Origin of the sequence: Kaistia granuli DSM 23481 (assembly GCF_000380505.1) — a bacterium.
Taxonomy (GTDB): Bacteria; Pseudomonadota; Alphaproteobacteria; order Rhizobiales; family Kaistiaceae; genus Kaistia; species Kaistia granuli.
Genome location: NZ_AQYH01000004.1, coordinates 86,945 through 106,844 on the forward strand (window position 1 = coordinate 86,945; position 19,900 = coordinate 106,844).

Here is a 19,900-nt window from a genome sequence, read left to right on the forward strand (position 1 = left end):
CATCAAGCCGAGATCGGTGACGGCCGGGAAGGCCGCCGGGAGAGCAAGACCATGGCCGAAGCGATCCTGACCCTCAATGCGGGTTCCTCGAGCCTCAAATTCGCGCTTTTCCGAGTGGAAGGCCCCGACCGGCTCGAACTCTCGCTGCGCGGCGAGATCGAGATGATTGCCACGCGGCCGCATTTCTTGGCGCGGGACGCCGGCGGGGCTGTTCTTGCTGATCACAACTGGCCGGATGCCGCGGGAGCGTCGCAGCCGCTGTTTGAAATGGTCGTCGGCTGGACCGAGGCTCATCTCGGCGCGGACAGGCTGATGGCCGTCGGCCACAGGGTGGTGCATGGCGGGCCCAATCATGCCAAGCCGGAACGGGTGACGCCGGCACTTCTGGCCGCGCTCGACCGCATTACGCCCCTGGCGCCGCTGCACCAGCCGCAGAACCTCGCGCCGATCCGTGCCATCGCCGCCGCGCGGCCGGAGCTGCCGCAGGTCGCCTGCTTCGACACGGCCTTTCACCACACCATGCCGGACGTCGCGAGCCGCTTCGCGCTGCCGCGCGAATATGAGGCGATGGCGGTTCGTCGCTACGGATTTCACGGCCTGTCCTATGAATCCATCGCCCGTCGCCTGCCGGATGTGGCGCCTGCCTTGGCACATGGCCGGGTGATCGTCGCCCATCTCGGCAACGGCGCCAGCCTGTGCGCGCTTCACCAAGGGCGCAGCATCGATACGACCATGGGCTTCAGTGCTCTGGACGGGCTGGTGATGGGCACGCGGCCCGGCACGCTCGATCCCGGCGTCATCCTCTACCTGCTGCAGGAGCGCGGCATGACGGTCGGCGAGGTGGAGGACCTTCTCTATCGCCGCTCGGGACTCCTCGGCGTTTCGGGCGGCATCGCCAGCGACATGCGCACGCTGCTCGTCAGCGCCGACATCCGCGCGGCCGAAGCGGTCGAGCTTTTCACCTACCGGATCGCGCGCGAAGCCGGTGGATTGGCGAGTTCGCTAGGCGGGCTCGACGGCATTGTCTTCACCGCGGGCATCGGCGAGCACGCGCCGCCAGTCCGTGCGGCTGTCTGTGAAAGGCTGGAATGGCTTGGCGCCGTGCTTGATCCGGCCGCCAATGCGCGGGGCGATGCCGTCATCAGCGCGCCGCAAAGCCGGATCGAGATTCGTGTCATCCCGACCGACGAGGAGCGGATGATCGCCCGGCACACCCAGGTCGCGATCGGTTCGACTTGACGCTGGTCGGCGGGCCGCTGTCGAAGGGGACGAGACAGCAGGGCTGTTGGCGCCGAACGGCAGAAACGCAGCGTGTTCGGGCGGGTCGAGAAAGGTTAGATGGCGGTGGACGCAGTCTGCTGCGAACTCGACTCTGAGTATCCCCGCAAACGGGGAGTTTGGACTTTCATCGGAACGGAGCCCCTCCAAGGCTCGTGCGATGTGAGTGAGCAAAGGAAGTCCGCATCTGCGCCATGGCGGACTTGAAAAAGGGCTGGCATTCTGCAGAGCGAACGCGACGCGATCTCCTGGCCGATCTCCGCATCAGCCCTGCGCACCGCGCCAGGCTTCGAGGATGGCTTGGGCGGCGACCGCGATGTCGTCGTCGGTGGTCCCGCCGCCGATCACTGAGATCCTGAGGATCCAGTCGCCGCGCCATTGCGCGCCGCCGGCGAAAATACGCCCCTCGCGCTGCAGGGTGGCGATCGTCGAACGCGTCAGCGCATCGCTCTCTTCCCGTGGGCGGTCGCTGCCAAAGCGCACGATCAGCTGGTTGAGCACGACGTCATTCATGACGGCGATCCCGGGCTCGGCGCGCAGCGTATCGGCGAGTTGGCGCGCAAGCCGGCAATGCCGCCCGACCATTTCGGCTACGCCCGCGCGGCCGAAATGCCGAATCATCGCAAACGTCGCGAAACCGCGCGCCCGCCGCGACAATTCTGGAACGTAGTGCGACGGGTCGCGCTCCCCCTCGGCCACGGCGGGCAGATAGCTGGCAGCGATCGTCATCGCCCGCCGATGCGCCTCGGCGTCGCGCACGATGGCGAAGCCGCAATCATAAGGCGTCTGCAGCCATTTGTGCCCGTCGGTCGCCCAGGAATCCGCCCCCTCAATGCCGTTCGCCAGGAAGGCGCGGTCCGGACAGGCACGAGCCCAGAGACCGAAGGCGCCATCGACATGCACCCAGCAATTGGAGTGGCGCCTCGCCGAAGCGAGGATCGCCGGGTGCGGGTCAAATGCACCGGAGTTGATTTGCCCGGCCTGCGTGATGGCGATGACCGCCCCTTCATCCGCCGCCGCCGCCATGGCTGCCGCAAACGCCTCCGGCAGCATCGCGCCTTCCTGGTCGACCGCGACTTTGGTGACGCGGGCCTGGCCGAGACCGAGATATTGCAGAGCCGAAAAGACCGTGCTGTGTGCCTCTTCGCCGATGATCACGCGGACGGATGGCGCGCCGAACAGGCCATCCGCCTCGACATCCCAGCCGAGCCGCCGCAGAACCGCCCCGCGCGCGGCAGCGAGCGCGACGAAATTGGCGACCGTGGCGCCCGTCACGAAGCCGACCGAGGCGGTGGACGGTAGGTCGAGCAACTCCAGGAGCCATTGCGCCGCGACGCTTTCGCACGCCGCCGCCGCCGGCGCTGCGGCGTGATTGCCGGCATTCTGACCCCAGGCCGCTGTCATCCAGTCCGCCGCGACGCCGACAGGGTGCGAACTGCCGATCACCCAGCCGAAGAACCGCGTCCCGGCCATGGCATGAAGCCCGGGCGTCGCCCGATCCACCAGGTCATCGAGAATGGCACGACCATCCGCGCCCGCCTCCGGTAACGGGCCTGCAAAGTCAGCCAGGGCTTCGGCATAGCCGTGCTCCGGGCGCTGCAAGCGGCTGGCGAGCCGTTTCCGGAAGGCGAGGGCATGTGCCGCGGCCCTGGCGAAGAGATCACGATCCGAATCGTCCATGGAGCCCTCCGCTATCGGGCGGACGCGGTCGATCCACCCGCACCACGATAGCGCGGATCGCAGCGGGTTCAACGCCCAGCGCAACGGCGTCATCCGAGAGCCCCGAGGCGAGCACACGAAAGACCGCCTGACATCTGCCTAAGCAAGCGGCGACGGCGTCACGCGTCCGGCAGCGCGGCGAACTGCTGGACGGCAGCACGACCTGGCGGGTTGGGCGGTGGGTGCTGGGTGCTGGGTGCTGGGTGCTGGGTATGATACTGGTGCGCTGGCGGTGTCCATGATGTCGACAACGCCGCCCCCAAGCGCGAGCTCAACCGGCAAAAAAAAAGCCTGCAAACGGCAATGAATGCCGTCTCTGCTGACACGCTCCGAAGGACTGGTCAGCAGAGTCACGGAAAAGTCGGGGCTATGTGCGCCCGCAAGCGAGACAGATAAAATCTAACAAAATCAGTTAGTTAATGGCGGAGGGAGCGGGATTCGAACCCGCGATACGGTTTCCCGTATACACACTTTCCAGGCGTGCGCCTTCAACCACTCGGCCACCCCTCCGTACCAGCGCGCTCGGCGCCTGTCCCTCGATCGCGACTGGGGAGCGGCGGGCGCTTCCTCACTTTCGACAGGACAGGCGTGCGGTATCACGAAGCCATGGGCCGCCGCAAGGCTTGCGGCGAAAACAAGCGGGGATGGCCTGCCGATCGTGATTGGTTTCCGCCGGCCGGCTTTGAATCATTGCCGAATTCGCGCGCAATCACTATCTCTGGATCCGTCGCTTCCGGACGGGAACCTCTGGCCCACCGCGCGACGAGGGATCCTGGAATGTTCACGCTCTTCGTCCGCCTTCTCGGCCTCTTTGCCATTGCCGGTGCGGTCGTGGGGCTGGTGATCGACGGAACGAAGTCGATCGCCGCCTCGTCGCTGACGGTGACGCCGCTCGGCCAGGCCTGGTTCACCTTCGATCCCGACAGCCTGACGGCCCTGCAGGCCGCCATTGCCAGCCATGTCGAGACCTATGTCGGTCCGTGGGTCTGGTCGCCCGTCATCGAGTTTCTGCTGACCCTGCCGACCTGGTTCGTCCTCGGCGCGCTGGGTGCTTTCCTGCTTCTGGTCGGGCGCCGCCGGCGCTACCGGTCCATCATCGCCTGACACCCCCTTCTGACAAGGAGACGACCCCATGAATCTCCTCGATATCCTATCGCGCAAGGCCCGCATGCCGGATCCGGGCGCGGCCCTGGCCGGCCGGTCGCATCCGATCAGCCAGCCCGGCGCGCATTTCGTCAACGGCCACCCGATCGCCGGACCCTATCCCGAAGGGATCGAGACGGCGCTGTTCGGGCTTGGCTGTTTCTGGGGCGCCGAACGCAAGTTCTGGCAGGCGAAGGGCGTCTGGGCGACCGCCGTCGGCTATGCCGCCGGCACGACGCCGAACCCGACCTATGGCGAGGTCTGCACCGGCATGACTGGCCACAATGAAGTGGTGCTGGTCGCCTATGATCCGTCCGTCATTTCCTATGACGCGCTGCTCGCGATCTTCTTCGAGAGCCACGATCCGACCCAGGGCATGCGCCAGGGCAATGATGTCGGCACGCAATACCGCTCCGGCATCTATGTCGCCAACGCCTCCGAGCGGCAGCGGGCAGAGGCCGCCCGCGACGCGTATCAGCGCGCGCTTTCGAGCGAGGGGCTCGGCGTCATCACGACGGAGATCCTCGACCGCCCGCCCTTCTACTTCGCGGAGGACGACCACCAGCAATATCTCGCCAAGAATCCGGGCGGCTATTGCGGGCTCGGCGGCACCGGCGTTTCCTGCCCGATCGGCACCGGCGTGGCCGCAGCGTGAACCACACTTCCTCGGAGGCTGACGATTTCGACAGCATCGCCAGCGACGCGGCCATCGCGTCGCTGGCGGAAGACGGCTATGCCTTCGTCAATCGTCTGTTTGACCCGGCATTGATCATGACGCTAGCGGCCGAACTCGCGGCGATGGAGGCGGCGGGCACGATGGCCACGGCCGCGGTCGGCCGCGATGGCGGACTTCGCCGCGACGTCGACATCCGGCGGGCGGCGATCCGCTGGTTCGATGGCGGCACGGAAGCCGAGCGTCGGTTCCTGGCGGTCGCCGAGTTGCTGCGCATCGCCATCAACCGGCGGCTCTTTCTCGGCCTGTTCGATTTCGAGTGCAATTTCATCGCCTATCCGACCGGTGGCTTCTATGGCCGGCATCTGGACAGTCTGGCCGGCGCGCGCAATCGCGTCGTGTCGCTGATCGTCTATCTCGATGCCGACTGGCAGGCGGACTATGGCGGCGCGCTCCGGCTCTGGTCCGGGCCGGAGGACCAGGGTGCGGCGAGCGCCGAGATCGTGCCGCAGGCCGGGCGCGTCGTGCTGATGATGTCGGAAGAGATCCCGCACGAGGTCCTGCCGTCGCACCGCCCCCGCCATGCCATCGCCGGCTGGTGGCGGGTCAACGCCTCGACCGGCCAACGTCTCGATACGTCGCGCTGATCCCCCCTTGCGCCTTCCGGCGCCAGGCTCTTATCCTGTCCCTTCCAATGGATCGATCGATGCCCTCCGCGCTCTTTACGCCGATCACGCTCGGCGAGCAGACCATCCCCAACCGCATCGCCGTCGCGCCGATGTGCATGTATTCGGCCGATGACGGCTCGGCCTCCGACTGGCATATCCAGCACTGGATGTCGCTCGGCATCTCGGGCGCCGGCATGATCACCTTCGAGGCGACGGGCGTCGAGCGCCGCGGTCGCATCTCGCATGGCTGCACTGGCCTCTATTCCGATGCCAACGAGGCGGCGATGGCGCGGGCTCTGGCTCCGGCGCGGCGCGTCGCAGCACCCGGTGCCGTGTTCGGCGTGCAACTCGGTCATGCCGGCCGCAAGGCGTCGTCGCAATTGCCCTGGCTCGGCGGCGGTCCGCTGACGCCCGCGCAGGATGCCTGGCAGACGGTCGGCCCTTCCGCCATTCCCTTTGCTCCCGGCTGGCCGACGCCGACGGCGCTCGACGAGGCCGGCATCGAGGCAATCGTTGCCGCCTTCGTCCAGGCGGCGGAACGGGCGGCGCGGATCGGCCTCGATTTCGTCGAGCTGCACGGCGCCCACGGCTATCTGCTGAACGAATTCCTGTCGCCGATCTCGAACCGGCGCACCGATCGCTGGGGCGGCAGCCTGGAAAATCGCATGCGGCTGATCGTGACGATCGCCCGCGCCGTGCGCGCCGTGCTGCCGGCGCGGATGTTCGTTGGCGCGCGGCTGTCGGCGACCGAGTGGGTCGAGGACGGTTTCACGATCGAGGACGCCATCGCCGTGGCGGCCGCGCTGAAGGCGGAGGGCGTCGTCTATATCTGCGCCTCGAGCGGCGGCAACGCGCATGACCAGCAGATCCCGATCGGCCCGCTCTACCAGGTCGACTTCGCCGAGGCGATCCGCAACGGCGCCGGCATCGCGACCCGCGCGGTCGGTATGATCACGACGCCGGCCGAGGCCGAGGCGGTCCTGCGGGAGGGCAGGGCGGACATGGTGGCGCTGGCGCGCGCCATTCTCGCCGATCCGCGCTGGCCGTGGCGCGCCGCCTATGAACTCGGCGCGGAAGCCTACGCGCCGCCGCAATATCTGCGCAGCCTGACGACCATGAAGCATTGGGTCGTCGACGACGACGACTAAAACCGGCAAGTCCATGCGGACAAGACAAGGGCGCTCCGAGGGTCTCGGGGCACGCCCTTGTCCTTGTTGGCGCGACTCAGTGCAGCGTGCCGGTCACCGGCGCGTCGGTCGGATTCTCGACATCGGCCGGCGGCGCGCCGTCATAGGCCATCGCGGCGGTCGGCGCGGGCTCCGGCGCGATTCCGGCCGGGGCGCCGATCAGCACCTGGCGGCAGGCCGGCGGCAGGTCGGCCAGCATCATCGGGCGCGGCTTGACGGTCGGCTTGGTCGGTTTGGTGGGCTTGGTTGGCTTTGGCGGCTGCAGCCAGGCGTCGAGCTCGGCGCCGCAGCCGTCGCCGGCGGGCGTCGCCTTCTGCGGTACGCAGCCGGCCATGCCGGCCGGGCAGTCGAGCCGGACATGGAAGTGATAGGTATGGCCCCACCACGGCCGGACCTTGTTGAGCCAGCCGCGGTCGGGCCCGGCGCCCTCGCAGAGCGCCTTCTTGATCGCCGGGTTGACGAAGATGCGTGCGACACGCGGATCGAGCGCGGCGCGGCGGATCAGCTTGTGCTGGCCCATGGTCCAGACCGAGCGGTCGATCTTGCGCGCCTTCTCATTGACCATCGAGACGGCCGACATGTTCTCGCGCTCGTCGCGGGAGAGCGTCCGGTTCGGCATCGGCGTCAGCCAGAGGTCGACGTCGAGGCCGATCTGGTGGCTGGCATGGCCGGTGCGGGCCGGACCGCCGCGCGGCTGGCCCATGTCGCCGACGAGCAGTCCCGGCCAGCCGTCGCGGGCCTTCGCGTCGGCGGCGAGTTTTTCGGTGAAGGCGATCAGTTCCGGCGTACCCCAGTTGCGATTGCGCGACAGGCGCATCGCCTGCCAGCCGGGGCCGTTGACCGGGAGGGCGACAGCGCCGGCAAGGCAGCCCTTGGCATAGGAGCCGATGGCGCGCGCCTCGAGCGGGATCGGCGTCTTGACGTCGCCGAACAGGATCTTGGCGGGCGTCGTGTCGATCGCGTCCGCCATCGCCGGGACGGCGGCGACGAGCGGCAGCAGCAAGGACAGCGCCAGCGCGCGGATCGGGCTCTTCAGCATGATGACACCTTCCAGTTCAGCGCTCCCACGCCGAGAGTATCGGCGATCAAGATTGACGATTTATCAACCATCCGGACGCGGCCGGCGCCCTCTCGGGTTGGACGTTTTTTCCAGCTTTCGGCGGAATCCATCTCAGGGTCGCGATGCGGTTTCGGATTGCGCCAGATTATTGGGAATCTGTTCTCAATGAGGGCGCTAATTCGCGATTGACCGCAAAATACGCGATGCGATACTCGCTGCGGAAATGGTGGCGAAAACTCTCGCCGCCGGCATAATGCACTGAGGGAAAACGGCAAATGGCACTCAATCTGGGGGACGTCGTTCCCGATTTCACCGCCGACACCACGGAAGGCAAGATCTCTTTCCACGAGTGGCTCGGCGACAGCTGGGGCGTTCTGTTCTCGCATCCGAAGAATTTCACGCCGGTCTGCACGACCGAGCTCGGCGCTGTCGCCAAGCTGAAGCCGGAATTCGACAAGCGCGGCGTCAAGGTGCTGGGCCTTTCCGTCGACCAGCTCGCCAATCACGGCCAGTGGATCGATGACATCCGCGACACCACCGGCGCGACGCTGAACTTCCCGCTGATCGCCGATCACGACAAGAACGTCGCCAATCTCTACGGCATGATCCATCCCAACGCCTCCGATACGATGACGGTCCGTTCGGTCTACGTCATCGGACCCGACAAGAAGCTCAAGCTGACACTGACCTATCCTGCTTCGACAGGGCGGAATTTTGACGAGATCCTGCGCGTCATCGACAGCCTGCAGCTGACCTCGAAATTCTCGGTGGCGACGCCGGTCGACTGGAAGCAGGGCGAGGACGTCATCATCGTCCCGTCGGTCTCGGACGAGGCGGCCAGGGAGAAGTTCCCCGGCGGCTGGAAGACCCTGAAGCCCTATCTGCGCTTCGTGCCGCAGCCCAAGGTCCAAGAGCCGGTCTGATCGCGCAGCCCTACCATTCTTGATGGCGTCGGCCTTGGCCGGCGCCATTTTCGTTTGGCATTCCTTCTTGGGTCCTTCGAGGCGCCTTCTGCGAAAGCGCCTCAGAATCCGCCTCCTGCGAACCGCATCCAGGCGCTTCCTGAACGCTCCTTCGAGACCCGGCTTCGCCGGGCACCTCAGGAACATGGCCTAGTTCGGGACATCCTTCCTAGTCGATCGAGATGATCTCGGCGTCCTGGCCGGCGATGGCGATCTCGTCACCGACGCGCCGGCCGAGGACGGCCTGCGCCAGCGGCGAGATGTACGAGACGGTTCCGCCTTTCGGATCGGCCTCGTCCTCGCCGACGATCCGGTAGGTCTGCCGCCTTCCGTCCGCGCGATGGATCGTGATCGTGGAGCCGAACTGGACGGTCTCGTTGCTGCCGGGCGGGGCGACAGGCTCGGCGCTGCTGCGACGCTGCTGCCAATAGCGCAGATCGCGCGCGAGTGGCGGTATGGCCATCGTGTCGCCGTCGGCGCGCGCCATCGCGAGCGCGTTGCCGAGGCGGGCGATCTCGGCTTCGATCGCCGCCAATCCATGCAGCGTGACGAGGTTCGGATGCGACGAGACGGCGCGTTCCGGCAAGCCGTCATCGCCCTTGTCGGCGCTGTCTTCCTTGACGAAGGCTCTGCTCATGCCGGAATGGTAGGGCCGGGCCGGCGCGGCGTCCATCGGCAAGGCCGGATGACAGGCTGCCGGTCGTCGCCTCGCCTGGTATGTCGCCAAAACGAAAACGGCCGCACCGAAGTCAATCGGGGCGGCCGTCGAGGGGCGGGAGGCTGGCTGCCTCAATCTTCCATCTTGAGCGCGGCGATGAAGGCTTCCTGCGGGATGTCGACCTTGCCGAACTGCCGCATCTTGCGCTTGCCTTCCTTCTGCTTGTCCAGAAGCTTGCGCTTTCTCGTAATGTCGCCGCCATAGCATTTCGCCGTCACGTCCTTGCGCATGGCGCGCACGGTCTCGCGGGCGATGATCTTGCCGCCGATCGCCGCCTGGATCGGGATGACGAACAGATGCTGCGGGATCAGATCCTTCAGCTTCTCGCACATGGCGCGGCCGCGACGCTCGGCCTGGGTGCGGTGAACCAGCATCGATAGCGCGTCGACCGGCTCGGCATTGACCAGGATCTGCAGCTTGACCAGGTCGCCCGGGCGGTGGTCGGTCAGGTGATAGTCGAACGAGGCATAGCCCTTCGAGATCGACTTCAGCCGGTCGTAGAAATCGAACACCACCTCGTTCAGCGGCAGGTCGTAGGTGACCATGGCGCGCGAGCCGACATAGGACAGATCCGACTGGATGCCGCGCCGGTCCTGGCAGAGCTTGAGGATGGCGCCGAGATATTCGTCCGGCGTCAGGATGGTCGCGCGGATCCAGGGCTCGGAGATCTCTTCGATCTTCATCACGTCCGGCATGTCGGCCGGATTGTGCAGCTCGACCTCGCTGCCGTCGGTCAGCGTGATCTTGTAGATCACCGACGGCGCCGTCGCGATCAGGTCGAGATTGAATTCGCGCTCCAGCCGCTCCTGGATGATTTCGAGATGCAGCAGGCCGAGGAAGCCGCAGCGGAAGCCGAAGCCGAGTGCTGCGGATGATTCCATCTCGAACGAGAACGAGGCGTCGTTGAGCCGGAGACGACCCATCGCGGCGCGCAGTTCCTCGAAATCGGCGGCGTCGACCGGGAACAGGCCGCAGAACACCACCGGCTGCGCCGGCTTGAAGCCCGGCAGCGCTTCTGCCGTCGGCTTCTTGTCCTCGGTGATGGTGTCGCCGACGCGGGTGTCCGCCACTTCCTTGATCGAGGCGGTCAGGAAGCCGATCTCGCCAGGGCCGAGATTGTCGACGGGGACCAGCTTCGGCGTGAAATAGCCGACGCGCTCGACGTCATAGACGGCGTCGGCGCCCATCATGCGGATGCGCATGCCCTTCTTCAGGTTGCCGTCGATGACGCGGATCAGGACGATGACGCCGAGATAGGCATCGTACCAGCTGTCGACGAGCAGCGCCTTCAGCGGCGCCTCGACATCGCCCCTGGGCGGCGGCAGGCGGGTAACGATCGCCTCGAGCACGTCGGGAATGCCGATGCCGGTCTTCGCCGAGATCAGGACGGCGTCCGAGGCATCGATGCCGATCACTTCCTCGATCTGCGCCTTGATGCGGTCGGGCTCGGCCGCCGGCAGATCGATCTTGTTCAGGATTGGCAGGATTTCGAGATCGTTGTCGATCGCCTGATAGACGTTCGCGAGCGTCTGCGCCTCGACGCCCTGGGAGGCGTCGACGACCAGCAGCGCGCCTTCGCAGGCGGCGAGCGATCGCGACACTTCATAGGCGAAGTCGACGTGGCCGGGCGTGTCCATCAGGTTCAGGATGTAGGTCTTGCCATCCTTGGCCTTGTAGTCCAGCCGGACGGTCTGCGCCTTGATGGTGATGCCGCGCTCGCGCTCGATATCCATCGAGTCGAGCACCTGCTCCTTCATCTCGCGGTCGGTCAGACCGCCGGTCGCCTGGATCAGCCGATCGGCGAGCGTCGATTTGCCATGGTCGATATGGGCGACAATGGAGAAATTGCGGATGTTGTCTTGCGGCGCGGTGCTCATGGCGCGCTCAATAGCATCAAGGTTGTTGGCCGCAAAGCGCTGAAACGTGCCTTTTCAACGCCGGTCCGCATGAAGGACGCCGAGTTCGCCGGCGCGAGCCACGATTCGGTCGGCAAGTTCGGCCACCAGGGGACGCGAAAGCGCGTCCGGCGTCCCCGCGACAAGCGCGGAATCGCGCCAGATGACGGGCATGTCGATCGGCGCCAGGTCGATCAGCCGGCCCTCGGCCAAGTCCTTGGTGATCGCGGCCTGGAGCAGGTGGCCGATCGCCTCGCCGCGCTCGATCAGCGCGCGGCCGGAACTGAAGAGCACCTGCGAGCTGGTACGGGCGCGGTGGCGCAACGACTGGATCGCGTCGGGCGTCACCTGCCACCAGAAGAAGGAGAGGAAGTGCGGCGCCACGGCGAAGATGCGGTCGAGCGTCGGCTGCGGGCCGATCGCCTCGGCGAGCGCCGGGGAAGCGGCGAGCACGGCCTTCTCGCGCAGGATGGCGATCGGTTCCAGCGTCTCGAGCAGGGGGTCGAAATTGGGCCAGCCGATGATGGCGAGGTCGATGCTGCGGTCATGCAGCCATTCAGCGATGTCGCGGTGTCGACCCTCCTCGAACTGCAGCTCGACGCGGGGATGGGCGCGCATGAAGTCGACGACGGCGGGCGTCGCCAAGGGTTCGATCAGGCTGCGCAAGGAGGCGAAGGCGATGCGGCCGCGATCGACGCTGCGCATCGCGTCCTCGCTTTCGAGCAGCGTCGCCAGCACGCGGCGGGCATAGGGCAGGAAGGTGGCGCCGCGCTCCGTCAACTCCACCTTGCGACCGCGCGTGAACAGCGTGCCGCCGACATGCGCCTCGAGGGTGCGGATGCGGGTCGAGATGGTCGCCTGGGTGACGTTCAGCCGCGCCGCCGCCTTGGTGAAGCTGCCGTCCCGCACGATGCGGTCAAAGCTGCGAAGCTGATCGATATCCATAATGTTTATTTATGTATCATTTCAATAAATGTGATCGAAGGAGTTTATCATTGACAAAATCGATGATGAAGCCTGTTTTCTGGCAAAAGGGCAATGGAGACATGATGGCTTCGATCCTTCGTCAGCTGGATGGTGCGGCGGCACGCGCGGCGATCCCGGCGCTGGCCGATATTCTCGTCGATGTCGTCGAACACGGCGCATCGGTCAATTTCCTCGCCGGCTTCTCGCATGCCGACGCGGCCGGATACTGGCAGGGCCAGCTGGACGGCATCGATGCCGGCAGCCGCGTCCTGGTGGTCGCCGAGCTCGACGGGCATATCGTCGGCACGGTCGTCGTCACCTTCGCGCCGCAGCCGAACGGCCAGCATCGCGCCGAAATCGGCAAGATGCTGGTGCATTCCAGCGCGCGACGGCGCGGCATCGGCCGGCAGCTGCTCGCGGCGGCCGAGACGGTGGCGCGCGAGGCTGGCAAGACGTTGCTGCATCTCGACACGCAGACCGGTTCGGCCGGCGAGGCGCTCTACCGCGCCACCGGCTGGATCGAGTATGGCGTGATGCCGGGCCACTCGCTTACCCCGGACGGCCGGCTCGAAGCGGCGACCTTCTTCTACAAGACAATCTGAACGGCATGACCATGACCCTGATCCGCCCGGCCACCGAGGCCGACATACCCGCCATCCTGGCGATCTACAACGACGCGGTCGTCAACACGGCGGCGATCTGGAATGATGATGTCGTCGATCTCGACAACCGGCTCGCCTGGTTCGCGGCCCGACAGGCGCAGGGTTATCCGGTTCTGGTCGCGGTCGAGTCGGACACCGTGCTCGGCTATGCGAGCTATGGCGATTTCCGAGCCTTCCAGGGCTACCGCTTCACGGTCGAGAATTCGATCTATGTGGCGAGCGCGGCCCGCGGCAAGGGAGCCGGCACGGCGCTGCTCGGTGCGCTGGTGGCGCATGCCGCGGCGAACGGCAAGCACGTCATGGTGGCCGGCATCGAGGCGGGCAATGATGTCTCGATCCGCCTGCACGAGCGCCATGGCTTTGTCGAGACGGCGCGGATGCCGGAGCTCGGCTTCAAGTTCGGCCGTTATCTCGATCTCGTCTTCCTGCAGAAGACGCTGGACTGAGTCTCCTGTCGTGACGGCGAGGGTGGGCCGGAAAGGGTGTGACTGGGCAAGTCGAAGGGGCGATGCTCCCTAGATCGCCAGCGCCCGGGCCCGCATGGCGAGAGCGGCACCGTCGGCGACGGCGGCATAGGCGACCGCCTTCTTGCGGAAGCTGGTGAAGGCGGGGTGGACTTCCTTCGCCATCGGGCTCGCATCGCCGATCTCGGCCAGGACGTCGGCCGAGGTCTTGGCCAGCGCCTCGATCACCTCGTCCGGGAAGCTCTTCACCACCGTGCCGCGATCGATCAGCGTCGGCAGGGCGATGATGTTGTTGGCGGTGAAGTCGGCGGAGGTCTCGGCCGCCGTCGCCAGCGCCGCGGCGCGAACGGTTGCCTGTAGGTCGGGCGGCAAGGCGTCGAAGGCGGCCTTGTTCACCGTCAACTCCAGTGCCGTCGCCAGTTCGTGGAAGGCCGGCATGTAGCAGAACGGCGCGGCGCGCGGCAGGTTGAGCGCCAGATCGTTCCAGGGGCCGACCCATTCGGCGGCGTCGATCGTGCCGGATTCGAGCGCGGCGGCGATGTCGTCCTGCGGCAGCAGCACGGGATTGGCGCCGAGGCGCTTCAGCACGTCGGCGCCGAGGCCGGTGATGCGGATGGCGAGACCCTTGAAGTCCTCCGGCTTGCGGATCTCCCGCTTGAACCAGCCGGCCGCCTGCGGACCGGTCGAGCCGGCATAGAAGGGCAGGACGCCGAACGGCTCGTAGGCGCGCTCCCAAAGGGCCTGCCCGCCGCCGGCGGTGAGCCAGCCGGCATGCTCCGTCGCCGTCAGGCCGAACGGTACGCCGGAGAAATAGTGAAAGGCCGGATCTTTCGCCGCCCAGTAATAGGGGGAGCCATGGCCCATCTCGGCCTTGCCGTTCGAGACCGCGTCGAAGACCTGGCCGGGCGCGACCAGGTCGCCGGCGGCGAACAGCTGCACGCTCAGGCGGCCGTCGGACAAGGTGGTGATCCGCTCGGCCAGGCGTTGCGCATTGGCGCCGACGCCCGGGGCGTCCTTGGGCCACGCGGTCGCCATCTTCCAGACCAGCACATTGGCGGCGCGGGCGATCGACGGCATGGCGAGGCTGGAGCCGAGGCCGGCCATGCCGACCCCGATCAACTGTCGCCGATCGATCCTCGTCCGTTCCCGCGCCATGCGATCCTCTCAGAAAAATACGATTACAGCCTAGCAGCGCTGAACGTTGGCTGAACACTTATCTGGCGAGCGTGAACAGAAAAACTCGGCCTTGACGGGGTGGAGGCGAATGCCCAGCTTCGCCGGGTGGATATCGCAAGGCGCTTCGTCGCCCTCCTGCTCGTCGCCGCCAGCCTGCTATTGCCGGGCGGGGCCATGCCGGCTGTCGCCATGCCGGCCGCTACCATGTCGGATCATGCCGCCATGGCGGATTGTCCGCACGCGTCGACGGTCATGACCCCGCAGCAACCGACGTCTCATCCCGCCGGACTGCCGGCGATGTCGTCCTGTTGCCATGCCGTGCCGGCGCTGCTGGTCGAATTCCTGGCAAGACGAGAGCCCGTCGAGCCTAGATCCCTGCCGAAACCGATATCCGACGCCATGCCGGCCGCGATCGCGATCGGCCCCGATGTGCCGCCGCCGCGTGCCTGATCGTTCGCACCATGTCATCGCGCCGGCATAAGCGGGCCCGAGCCGGCGACGACAATCCGGCCCGCCTCATCGAGATGAGACCAACGATCATGAGAAAAATTCTGACCATCGCGGCTGTCGCCGCCACCTTTGCCTTTTCCCCCTTCGCGGCCTCGGCCGAGGAGACTGTGGATCACAGCCAGATGGACCATGGCGCCATGTCCGAGGAAAAGGCGGACGACACGGCCTCGACCAAAGCCTTCCGCGCGGCTGACAAGGCCATGATGGATGGCATGGCCATCGAGTATTCGGGCAATGCCGATGTCGATTTCATCCGCGCGATGATCCCGCATCATGAAGGCGCGGTTGCCATGGCCGAGATCGAGCTGAAATACGGCAAGGACCCGGAAGCGCGGAAGCTTGCCGAGGCCGTCATCAAGGCCCAGAACGAAGAGATCGCGTTCATGAAGGCATGGCTCGCCAAGAACGCTGACAAGAACAGCCAGTAACAAACCACGGCTGACCCAGCGCACGGCCGCCGCCATGGCGGCCGTGATGCTTGGCGACGACTGCCGTCGACGACGATATTTGCCGTGAACCGCGCGCGGCGATTGACAGTTGCAGCGGGCAGATGTTCCCTCGCCTTTGGGGCAGGCGTGAACCGCCTTGTCAGACCGTTGCCGCTTGGCGGCACCGAAGGGAGATCGGCACTATGAAGATGCAGTCAAAGCTTCTCTTGGTCGGTGCGAGCATGGCCCTGGGCCTGTTTGCTGCAACCTTGCCCGCGGCCGCGCAGTCGACCGCCATGCAGTCCTGCAGCGACGACTGGTCGAAGATGAAGTCCGCCGGCACCGTTCCCGAGGGCCAGACCTGGCCGAAGTTCTGGAGCCAGTGCGCCAAGGACTATGCCGCCGCCAATCCCGACGCGGCAGCCGCGCCAGCGGCGAAGACGGCTGCCCCGGCGGCGAAGGCCGCCACTGACAGCAAGCCGGCGAAGGCCGCCAAGGCGAAGGCCGATACTGCCGCTGCGCCGGCTGCCGATACGGCCGCGAAGACGGCCGGCAAGTCGCCAGCCATGACGGCCTGCAGCGCCGAATGGGCCAAGATGAAGGCCGCCGGCACGACGCCCGCCGGCCAGACCTGGCCGAAATTCTGGAGCCAGTGCGCCAAGGATTACGCCGCCGCCAATCCCGACGAAGGCGATGCGCCCGCGCCGAAGGCCGGCAAGACGGCCAAGGGCAAGGCTGCCGCCGCCGCCGTGGAAGCCGATGAAGGCATCGCCCTGCCGGATCCGGATTCTGCCGCCAAGATGAATACCGCCGCCACCACGGTCGGCAAGCGTCCGCTGACGCCGGGCCAGCAGGCGGCGATCGTCCGCATCCGGGCCTGTGGCGCCGAATGGCAGGAGCGCAAGGCGGCCGGCAAGCTGCCGCAGGGCGCCAAGTGGCCGCAATACTGGAGCGACTGCAACAAGCGACTGAAGGCAAAGGGCCAGTAGGCCTGAAAGGGCGGCCGTCGGCCGCCCGAAGACCTGCGGCTCCTCAACGGCGCCTACATCCTGAGTACCTTCGATAGTCTCATCGGCTCTGTGATTGAGCGCGTTGACAGAGAAGGGGGCGATGGCGTCCAGCCGGATGCCATCGGCAAAGCCCTCGATGGCGTTCTCGCCAATACCCCGTACGGCAGTCTCGACGGCCTGCTGGCCCAGTTGAAGAGTTCCGGCCTCGGCGATCAGGGCGCGCCCTGGCTCGGCACCGGCAGGAATCTGCCGATCAATCCGGACCAGATCCGCGCGGCTCTCGGCAATGAGGAACTGCAGAAGCTGGGCACTTCGCTCGGCATCCCGATGGACAAAATTCGGCGATGTGCTGGCCCAGGTCCTGCCGTCGACGGTCGACAAGCTGAGCCCGAACGGCACGTTGACGACGCCGAGCTGATCGGCGGCCGTAAGTCGCATGCCGGTCGCGGACCCGGACGCGCCGGTCTTCGAAACTCTGACACATGGCCGGCGGGTTCCGGCCATGAGTCCATCGGCTTGGGAACACCTGGGACTGGAGATCGCAGGGCGGAGAGATGCGCGAAGCGTCTCGACCTGCTAGGACGGGGCGAAACCATTTCTTAACCACGAGCCCGCCGTGACCGAATATACCAGCCCTGCCGATCAGCTCCTGACGATCCGCGATTTCCTGCGCTACGCCATCAGCCGCTTCAACCAGGCGGGCCTCGCTTTCGGGCATGGCGCCTCGACGGCGTTCGACGATGCCGCCTTCCTGGTGCTGGAAGGCCTGAAGCTGCCGATCGACACGCTCGAGCCCTTCCTCGACGCGCGGCTGCTGCCGGAAGAGCGCAAGCGCCTCGCCGATCTGATCGAGGCCAGGGTGACGACCCGCAAGCCGACGCCCTACCTGCTCAACCGCGCCTATATCCAGGGCGTGCCCTTCTTCGTCGACGAACGCGTGATCGTGCCGCGCTCCTTCATCGGCGAGCTGATCCATTCCGAATTCTTCGGCGGCGATGATTTCGCCCTGATCGAAGACCTGTCGTCGGTCGAGACCGTGCTCGATCTCTGCACCGGCTCCGCCTCGCTGGCGATCCTCGCCGCCGGCGTGTTCGAAAGCGCTGAGATCGATGCCGTCGACCTGTCGCCGGAAGCGCTGGAGGTCGCCAAGATCAACGTCGCCGAGCACGGCCTCGGCAACCGCATCGAGCTCTACGAGGGCGATCTGTTCGCGCCCCTCGGTGGCAAGCGCTACGACCTGATCCTGACCAATCCGCCCTATGTCGACGAGATCGCTATGGAAGAGCTGCCGGAAGAGTACCGGCACGAGCCGGAGATGGCGCTGGCTTCGGGCCTCGACGGGCTCGACATCGTCCGCCGCATCCTCGACGCGGCGGCCGCCCATCTCAATCCGGGCGGCGGCATGCTGTGCGAGATCGGCGCCGGCCGCGAGATCCTCGAAGCTGAGTATCCGGAGCTCGACTTTTTCTGGCTCGATACCGAGGAGAGCGCCGGCGAGGTGTTCTGGATTTCGGCCGAGAGCCTCGGCGTCGAGGACACTTCCGTCGAGGACCAGGACCTGGCCGACCTTCAGGATCTCGACGGCGAGGCGCCCGAAGACGTGTGATCCGACCGTCGACTTGACTGGATGAAGCAAAGCCCTCTCCCGCCGTCGCGGGAGAGGGCTTCTTTTTTGGGCCTGCAGTCTCAGGCGCCGATCTCGAGCATGATCGGTTCGCGCTCCGTCTTCGGCTTGCGCGAGCGCAGCGTCACCAGTGTGACCAGCGCCGCCGCGAAGGTGATCGCGGCACAGATCAGCATGGTGTCGCGGAAGGCGGCCCCATAGGCTTCTGCCGCCGCGGCGCGGGCGATCGACGGGGCGATCAGGGCCGCCTGGTCGAGGCCGCCGCTCGCCAGCGCGCTGGCAACTTCGGTGGCGATCCCGGCCGGCAGGCCGTTCAGGCTGGCGCCGAGCCCGCCGGTGACGAAGGCGGCCATCAGCGCGCCGACAAGCGCGATGGCGACGGTCTCGCCCGCGACCCGCATGGTACCGAAGATGCCGGTCGCCATGCCAGCCCGTTCGGTCGGCACGACGCTGATGGCGAGATCGTCCATCAGCCCCCAGGGCAGGGCGGCGCCGGCGCCGATCATGGCGAGCGGCAGGATGAAGCTCGACGGCGCGCTGCCGATCGGCACGAGGGCCAGCATCAGGACGCCGGCACCTGCGAGCACCAGCCCGAGGCCGGCGAGGATGCCTGACGGGATCCAGCGCGCGAGATTGGCGGCGATGAAGGGGATCGTCGCGATCGGCAGGCTGAGCGGCAGCAGCATCAGGCCGACCTCGAGCTCGTTCATGCCCTCGATGCGGATGAAACGCACCGGCAGCAGGATGAACGGCACGATGAAGGAATAGGCGACGGCGACCGGCAGCGCCTGCACCGAGACGAAGCGGGCATAGCGGAACAGCGACAGGTCGAGCATCGGCCGCTTCTGCAGTGTCTCGATGGCGATGAAGCCGGCGAGCAGGATCGCGGCCCCGACCAGCAATGTCAGGACGAGCGCATTCGACCAGCCGTGGTCAGGGCCCAGCATGATGCCGAAGATCAGCGCCACCAGCATGGCGGTGAAGCTCGCCGCGCCCCAGAAGTCGATGCCGGTGGCGCCGGGATCACGGGTTTCGCGCATGCGCGGCACGCCGGCGACGAGGATGACGAGGCCGGCGAGGGCGGTGGCGAAGAACAAGGCCCGCCAGCCGAGCGTCCCGATCAGCGCGCCAGCGATCAGGGGCCCGAAGGCGATGCCGATGCCGAAGCCGGTGCCGAGCAGGCCCAGCGCCCTTGTGCGGGCCGGACCCTCATATTCCTGCGCGACGGCGGCGAAGCCGGCCGAGATGGTGATCGCCGCCGCGATGCCCTGCAGGGCGCGCAGCAGGTCGAGGACGAGCACGTTCGGCGCCAGGCCGACGGCGAGCGAGGTGAGGGTGAAGCCGATGGCGCCGAGGCGGAACATCCGCTTGCGGCCGAACTGGTCGGCGAGGGCCCCCCCAAGCATGATGGTGCTGCCGAAGGCGAGCATGAAGCCGTTGACGATCCAGACGAGCAGGGACAGTTCGCCGCCGAGATCGCGGCCGATCGCAGGCGTCGCGACGGCGGGGCCCGTGAAGGACAGCGGCATTATGACGGCAACGAGGAAAACGGCGGCGAGCACAAGGTGCCGGCCCGCGGCCGCCTGGTGAGAAGCGTCGGTCATGGTGGTCTCGATCTGTTGGGCTGGGTCAGCCGTGCGGTGGACCCGTCGCAATGGGTGAAGCGCGCGGCGGGAGAGGCGCCGCGCGCTCTTGGTCACCACCGACTCTTTTCTGTGTCGGTCGATACAGAAACCATAATCGCTTGATTCCCGGCG

General features: G+C 66.7%; 20 protein-coding genes and 1 tRNA gene. 13 read left to right on the top strand and 8 right to left on the bottom strand.

Annotated elements, in window-relative coordinates:
- Positions 1 to 51 precede the first annotated feature (51 nt).
- Positions 52 to 1,239: an acetate/propionate family kinase gene (locus G342_RS0104350; protein ID WP_026304114.1), complete on the top strand. Its 1,188-nt coding sequence runs from the start codon at positions 52 to 54 to the stop codon at positions 1,237 to 1,239.
- A 303-nt stretch (positions 1,240 to 1,542) separates the two neighbouring features.
- On the opposite strand, the gene G342_RS0104355 is transcribed toward G342_RS0104350, so the two are convergent.
- Together G342_RS0104355 and G342_RS0104365 are read right to left on the bottom strand one after the other, a co-directional pair.
- The gene (locus G342_RS0104355) at positions 1,543 to 2,958 is read right to left on the bottom strand and encodes a pyridoxal phosphate-dependent decarboxylase family protein (protein WP_018181886.1); all 1,416 of its coding nucleotides are present in this window, start codon (positions 2,956 to 2,958) and stop codon (positions 1,543 to 1,545) included.
- A gap of 459 nt (positions 2,959 to 3,417) precedes the next feature.
- A tRNA-Ser gene (locus tag G342_RS0104365) sits at positions 3,418 to 3,507 on the bottom strand.
- A 267-nt stretch (positions 3,508 to 3,774) separates the two neighbouring features.
- On the opposite strand from G342_RS0104365, the gene G342_RS0104370 reads away from it, so the two are divergent.
- From G342_RS0104370 to G342_RS0104385, 4 genes are read left to right on the top strand one after another with little or no spacing between them, the layout of a single operon-like run.
- Positions 3,775 to 4,101 carry a hypothetical protein gene (locus tag G342_RS0104370; protein WP_018181888.1) on the top strand — a complete coding sequence of 109 codons (327 nt, stop codon included), beginning with the start codon at positions 3,775 to 3,777 and terminating at the stop codon, positions 4,099 to 4,101.
- Positions 4,102 to 4,129: 28 nt separating this feature from the next.
- Positions 4,130 to 4,795, top strand: coding sequence for a peptide-methionine (S)-S-oxide reductase MsrA (msrA, locus tag G342_RS0104375; protein WP_018181889.1), 666 nt, complete (start codon positions 4,130 to 4,132; stop codon positions 4,793 to 4,795).
- Positions 4,792 to 5,460 carry a 2OG-Fe(II) oxygenase gene (locus G342_RS0104380; protein ID WP_018181890.1) on the top strand — a complete coding sequence of 223 codons (669 nt, stop codon included), beginning with the start codon at positions 4,792 to 4,794 and terminating at the stop codon, positions 5,458 to 5,460. Before msrA ends, G342_RS0104380 begins: the two co-directional genes overlap by 4 nt.
- Before the next feature lie 59 nt (positions 5,461 to 5,519).
- Positions 5,520 to 6,629, top strand: a complete 1,110-nt coding sequence (locus tag G342_RS0104385) for an NADH:flavin oxidoreductase/NADH oxidase (protein WP_018181891.1) — start codon at positions 5,520 to 5,522, stop codon at positions 6,627 to 6,629.
- A 76-nt stretch (positions 6,630 to 6,705) separates the two neighbouring features.
- Here the strand turns inward: G342_RS0104385 and mepA are convergent, their stop codons facing one another.
- The gene (gene mepA / locus G342_RS0104390; protein WP_018181892.1) at positions 6,706 to 7,707 is read right to left on the bottom strand and encodes a penicillin-insensitive murein endopeptidase; all 1,002 of its coding nucleotides are present in this window, start codon (positions 7,705 to 7,707) and stop codon (positions 6,706 to 6,708) included.
- Positions 7,708 to 8,003: 296 nt separating this feature from the next.
- On the opposite strand from mepA, the gene G342_RS0104395 reads away from it, so the two are divergent.
- Entirely contained in the window at positions 8,004 to 8,651 is a 648-nt protein-coding gene (locus G342_RS0104395; RefSeq protein ID WP_018181893.1) for a peroxiredoxin, read from the top strand.
- 208 nt (positions 8,652 to 8,859) lie between these two features.
- Here G342_RS0104395 and greA read toward each other — a convergent pair whose 3' ends face one another.
- From greA to G342_RS25125, 3 genes are all read right to left on the bottom strand, one after another.
- Positions 8,860 to 9,327 carry a transcription elongation factor GreA gene (gene greA / locus G342_RS0104400; protein ID WP_026304116.1) on the bottom strand — a complete coding sequence of 156 codons (468 nt, stop codon included), beginning with the start codon at positions 9,325 to 9,327 and terminating at the stop codon, positions 8,860 to 8,862.
- Between the two features lie 152 nt (positions 9,328 to 9,479).
- A complete protein-coding gene (lepA, locus tag G342_RS0104405) occupies positions 9,480 to 11,285 on the bottom strand; it encodes a translation elongation factor 4 (protein WP_018181895.1) in 1,806 nt (601 codons plus the stop codon).
- Positions 11,286 to 11,339: 54 nt separating this feature from the next.
- Complete coding sequence (locus G342_RS25125) at positions 11,340 to 12,248, bottom strand: LysR family transcriptional regulator (RefSeq protein ID WP_018181896.1); 909 nt, start codon at positions 12,246 to 12,248, stop codon at positions 11,340 to 11,342.
- 101 nt (positions 12,249 to 12,349) lie between these two features.
- Between G342_RS25125 and G342_RS0104420 the strand changes: the two genes are divergently transcribed.
- A complete protein-coding gene (locus G342_RS0104420; protein ID WP_425402196.1) occupies positions 12,350 to 12,871 on the top strand; it encodes a GNAT family N-acetyltransferase in 522 nt (173 codons plus the stop codon).
- A 5-nt stretch (positions 12,872 to 12,876) separates the two neighbouring features.
- A complete protein-coding gene (locus G342_RS0104425; protein WP_018181898.1) occupies positions 12,877 to 13,377 on the top strand; it encodes a GNAT family N-acetyltransferase in 501 nt (166 codons plus the stop codon).
- A 69-nt stretch (positions 13,378 to 13,446) separates the two neighbouring features.
- Here G342_RS0104425 and G342_RS0104430 read toward each other — a convergent pair whose 3' ends face one another.
- Positions 13,447 to 14,550: a TRAP transporter substrate-binding protein gene (locus G342_RS0104430; RefSeq protein WP_040878229.1), complete on the bottom strand. Its 1,104-nt coding sequence runs from the start codon at positions 14,548 to 14,550 to the stop codon at positions 13,447 to 13,449.
- Between the two features lie 126 nt (positions 14,551 to 14,676).
- Between G342_RS0104430 and G342_RS0104435 the strand changes: the two genes are divergently transcribed.
- From G342_RS0104435 to prmB, 5 genes are all read left to right on the top strand, one after another.
- Positions 14,677 to 15,021: a hypothetical protein gene (locus G342_RS0104435; RefSeq protein WP_156830804.1), complete on the top strand. Its 345-nt coding sequence runs from the start codon at positions 14,677 to 14,679 to the stop codon at positions 15,019 to 15,021.
- Positions 15,022 to 15,110: 89 nt separating this feature from the next.
- Positions 15,111 to 15,509: a CopM family metallochaperone gene (gene copM / locus G342_RS0104440; RefSeq protein WP_026304119.1), complete on the top strand. Its 399-nt coding sequence runs from the start codon at positions 15,111 to 15,113 to the stop codon at positions 15,507 to 15,509.
- Positions 15,510 to 15,712: 203 nt separating this feature from the next.
- Positions 15,713 to 16,498, top strand: a complete 786-nt coding sequence (locus G342_RS0104445) for a hypothetical protein (protein ID WP_018181902.1) — start codon at positions 15,713 to 15,715, stop codon at positions 16,496 to 16,498.
- 90 nt (positions 16,499 to 16,588) lie between these two features.
- Positions 16,589 to 17,122 (top strand): YidB family protein, encoded by a 534-nt coding sequence (locus G342_RS25130; protein ID WP_051094114.1) that lies wholly within the window; start codon positions 16,589 to 16,591, stop codon positions 17,120 to 17,122.
- A 13-nt stretch (positions 17,123 to 17,135) separates the two neighbouring features.
- A complete protein-coding gene (prmB, locus tag G342_RS23250) occupies positions 17,136 to 18,125 on the top strand; it encodes a 50S ribosomal protein L3 N(5)-glutamine methyltransferase (protein WP_018181903.1) in 990 nt (329 codons plus the stop codon).
- Positions 18,126 to 18,205: 80 nt separating this feature from the next.
- Here the strand turns inward: prmB and G342_RS0104460 are convergent, their stop codons facing one another.
- Positions 18,206 to 19,747, bottom strand: coding sequence for an MFS transporter (locus tag G342_RS0104460; RefSeq protein ID WP_018181904.1), 1,542 nt, complete (start codon positions 19,745 to 19,747; stop codon positions 18,206 to 18,208).
- Positions 19,748 to 19,900 lie beyond the last annotated feature (153 nt).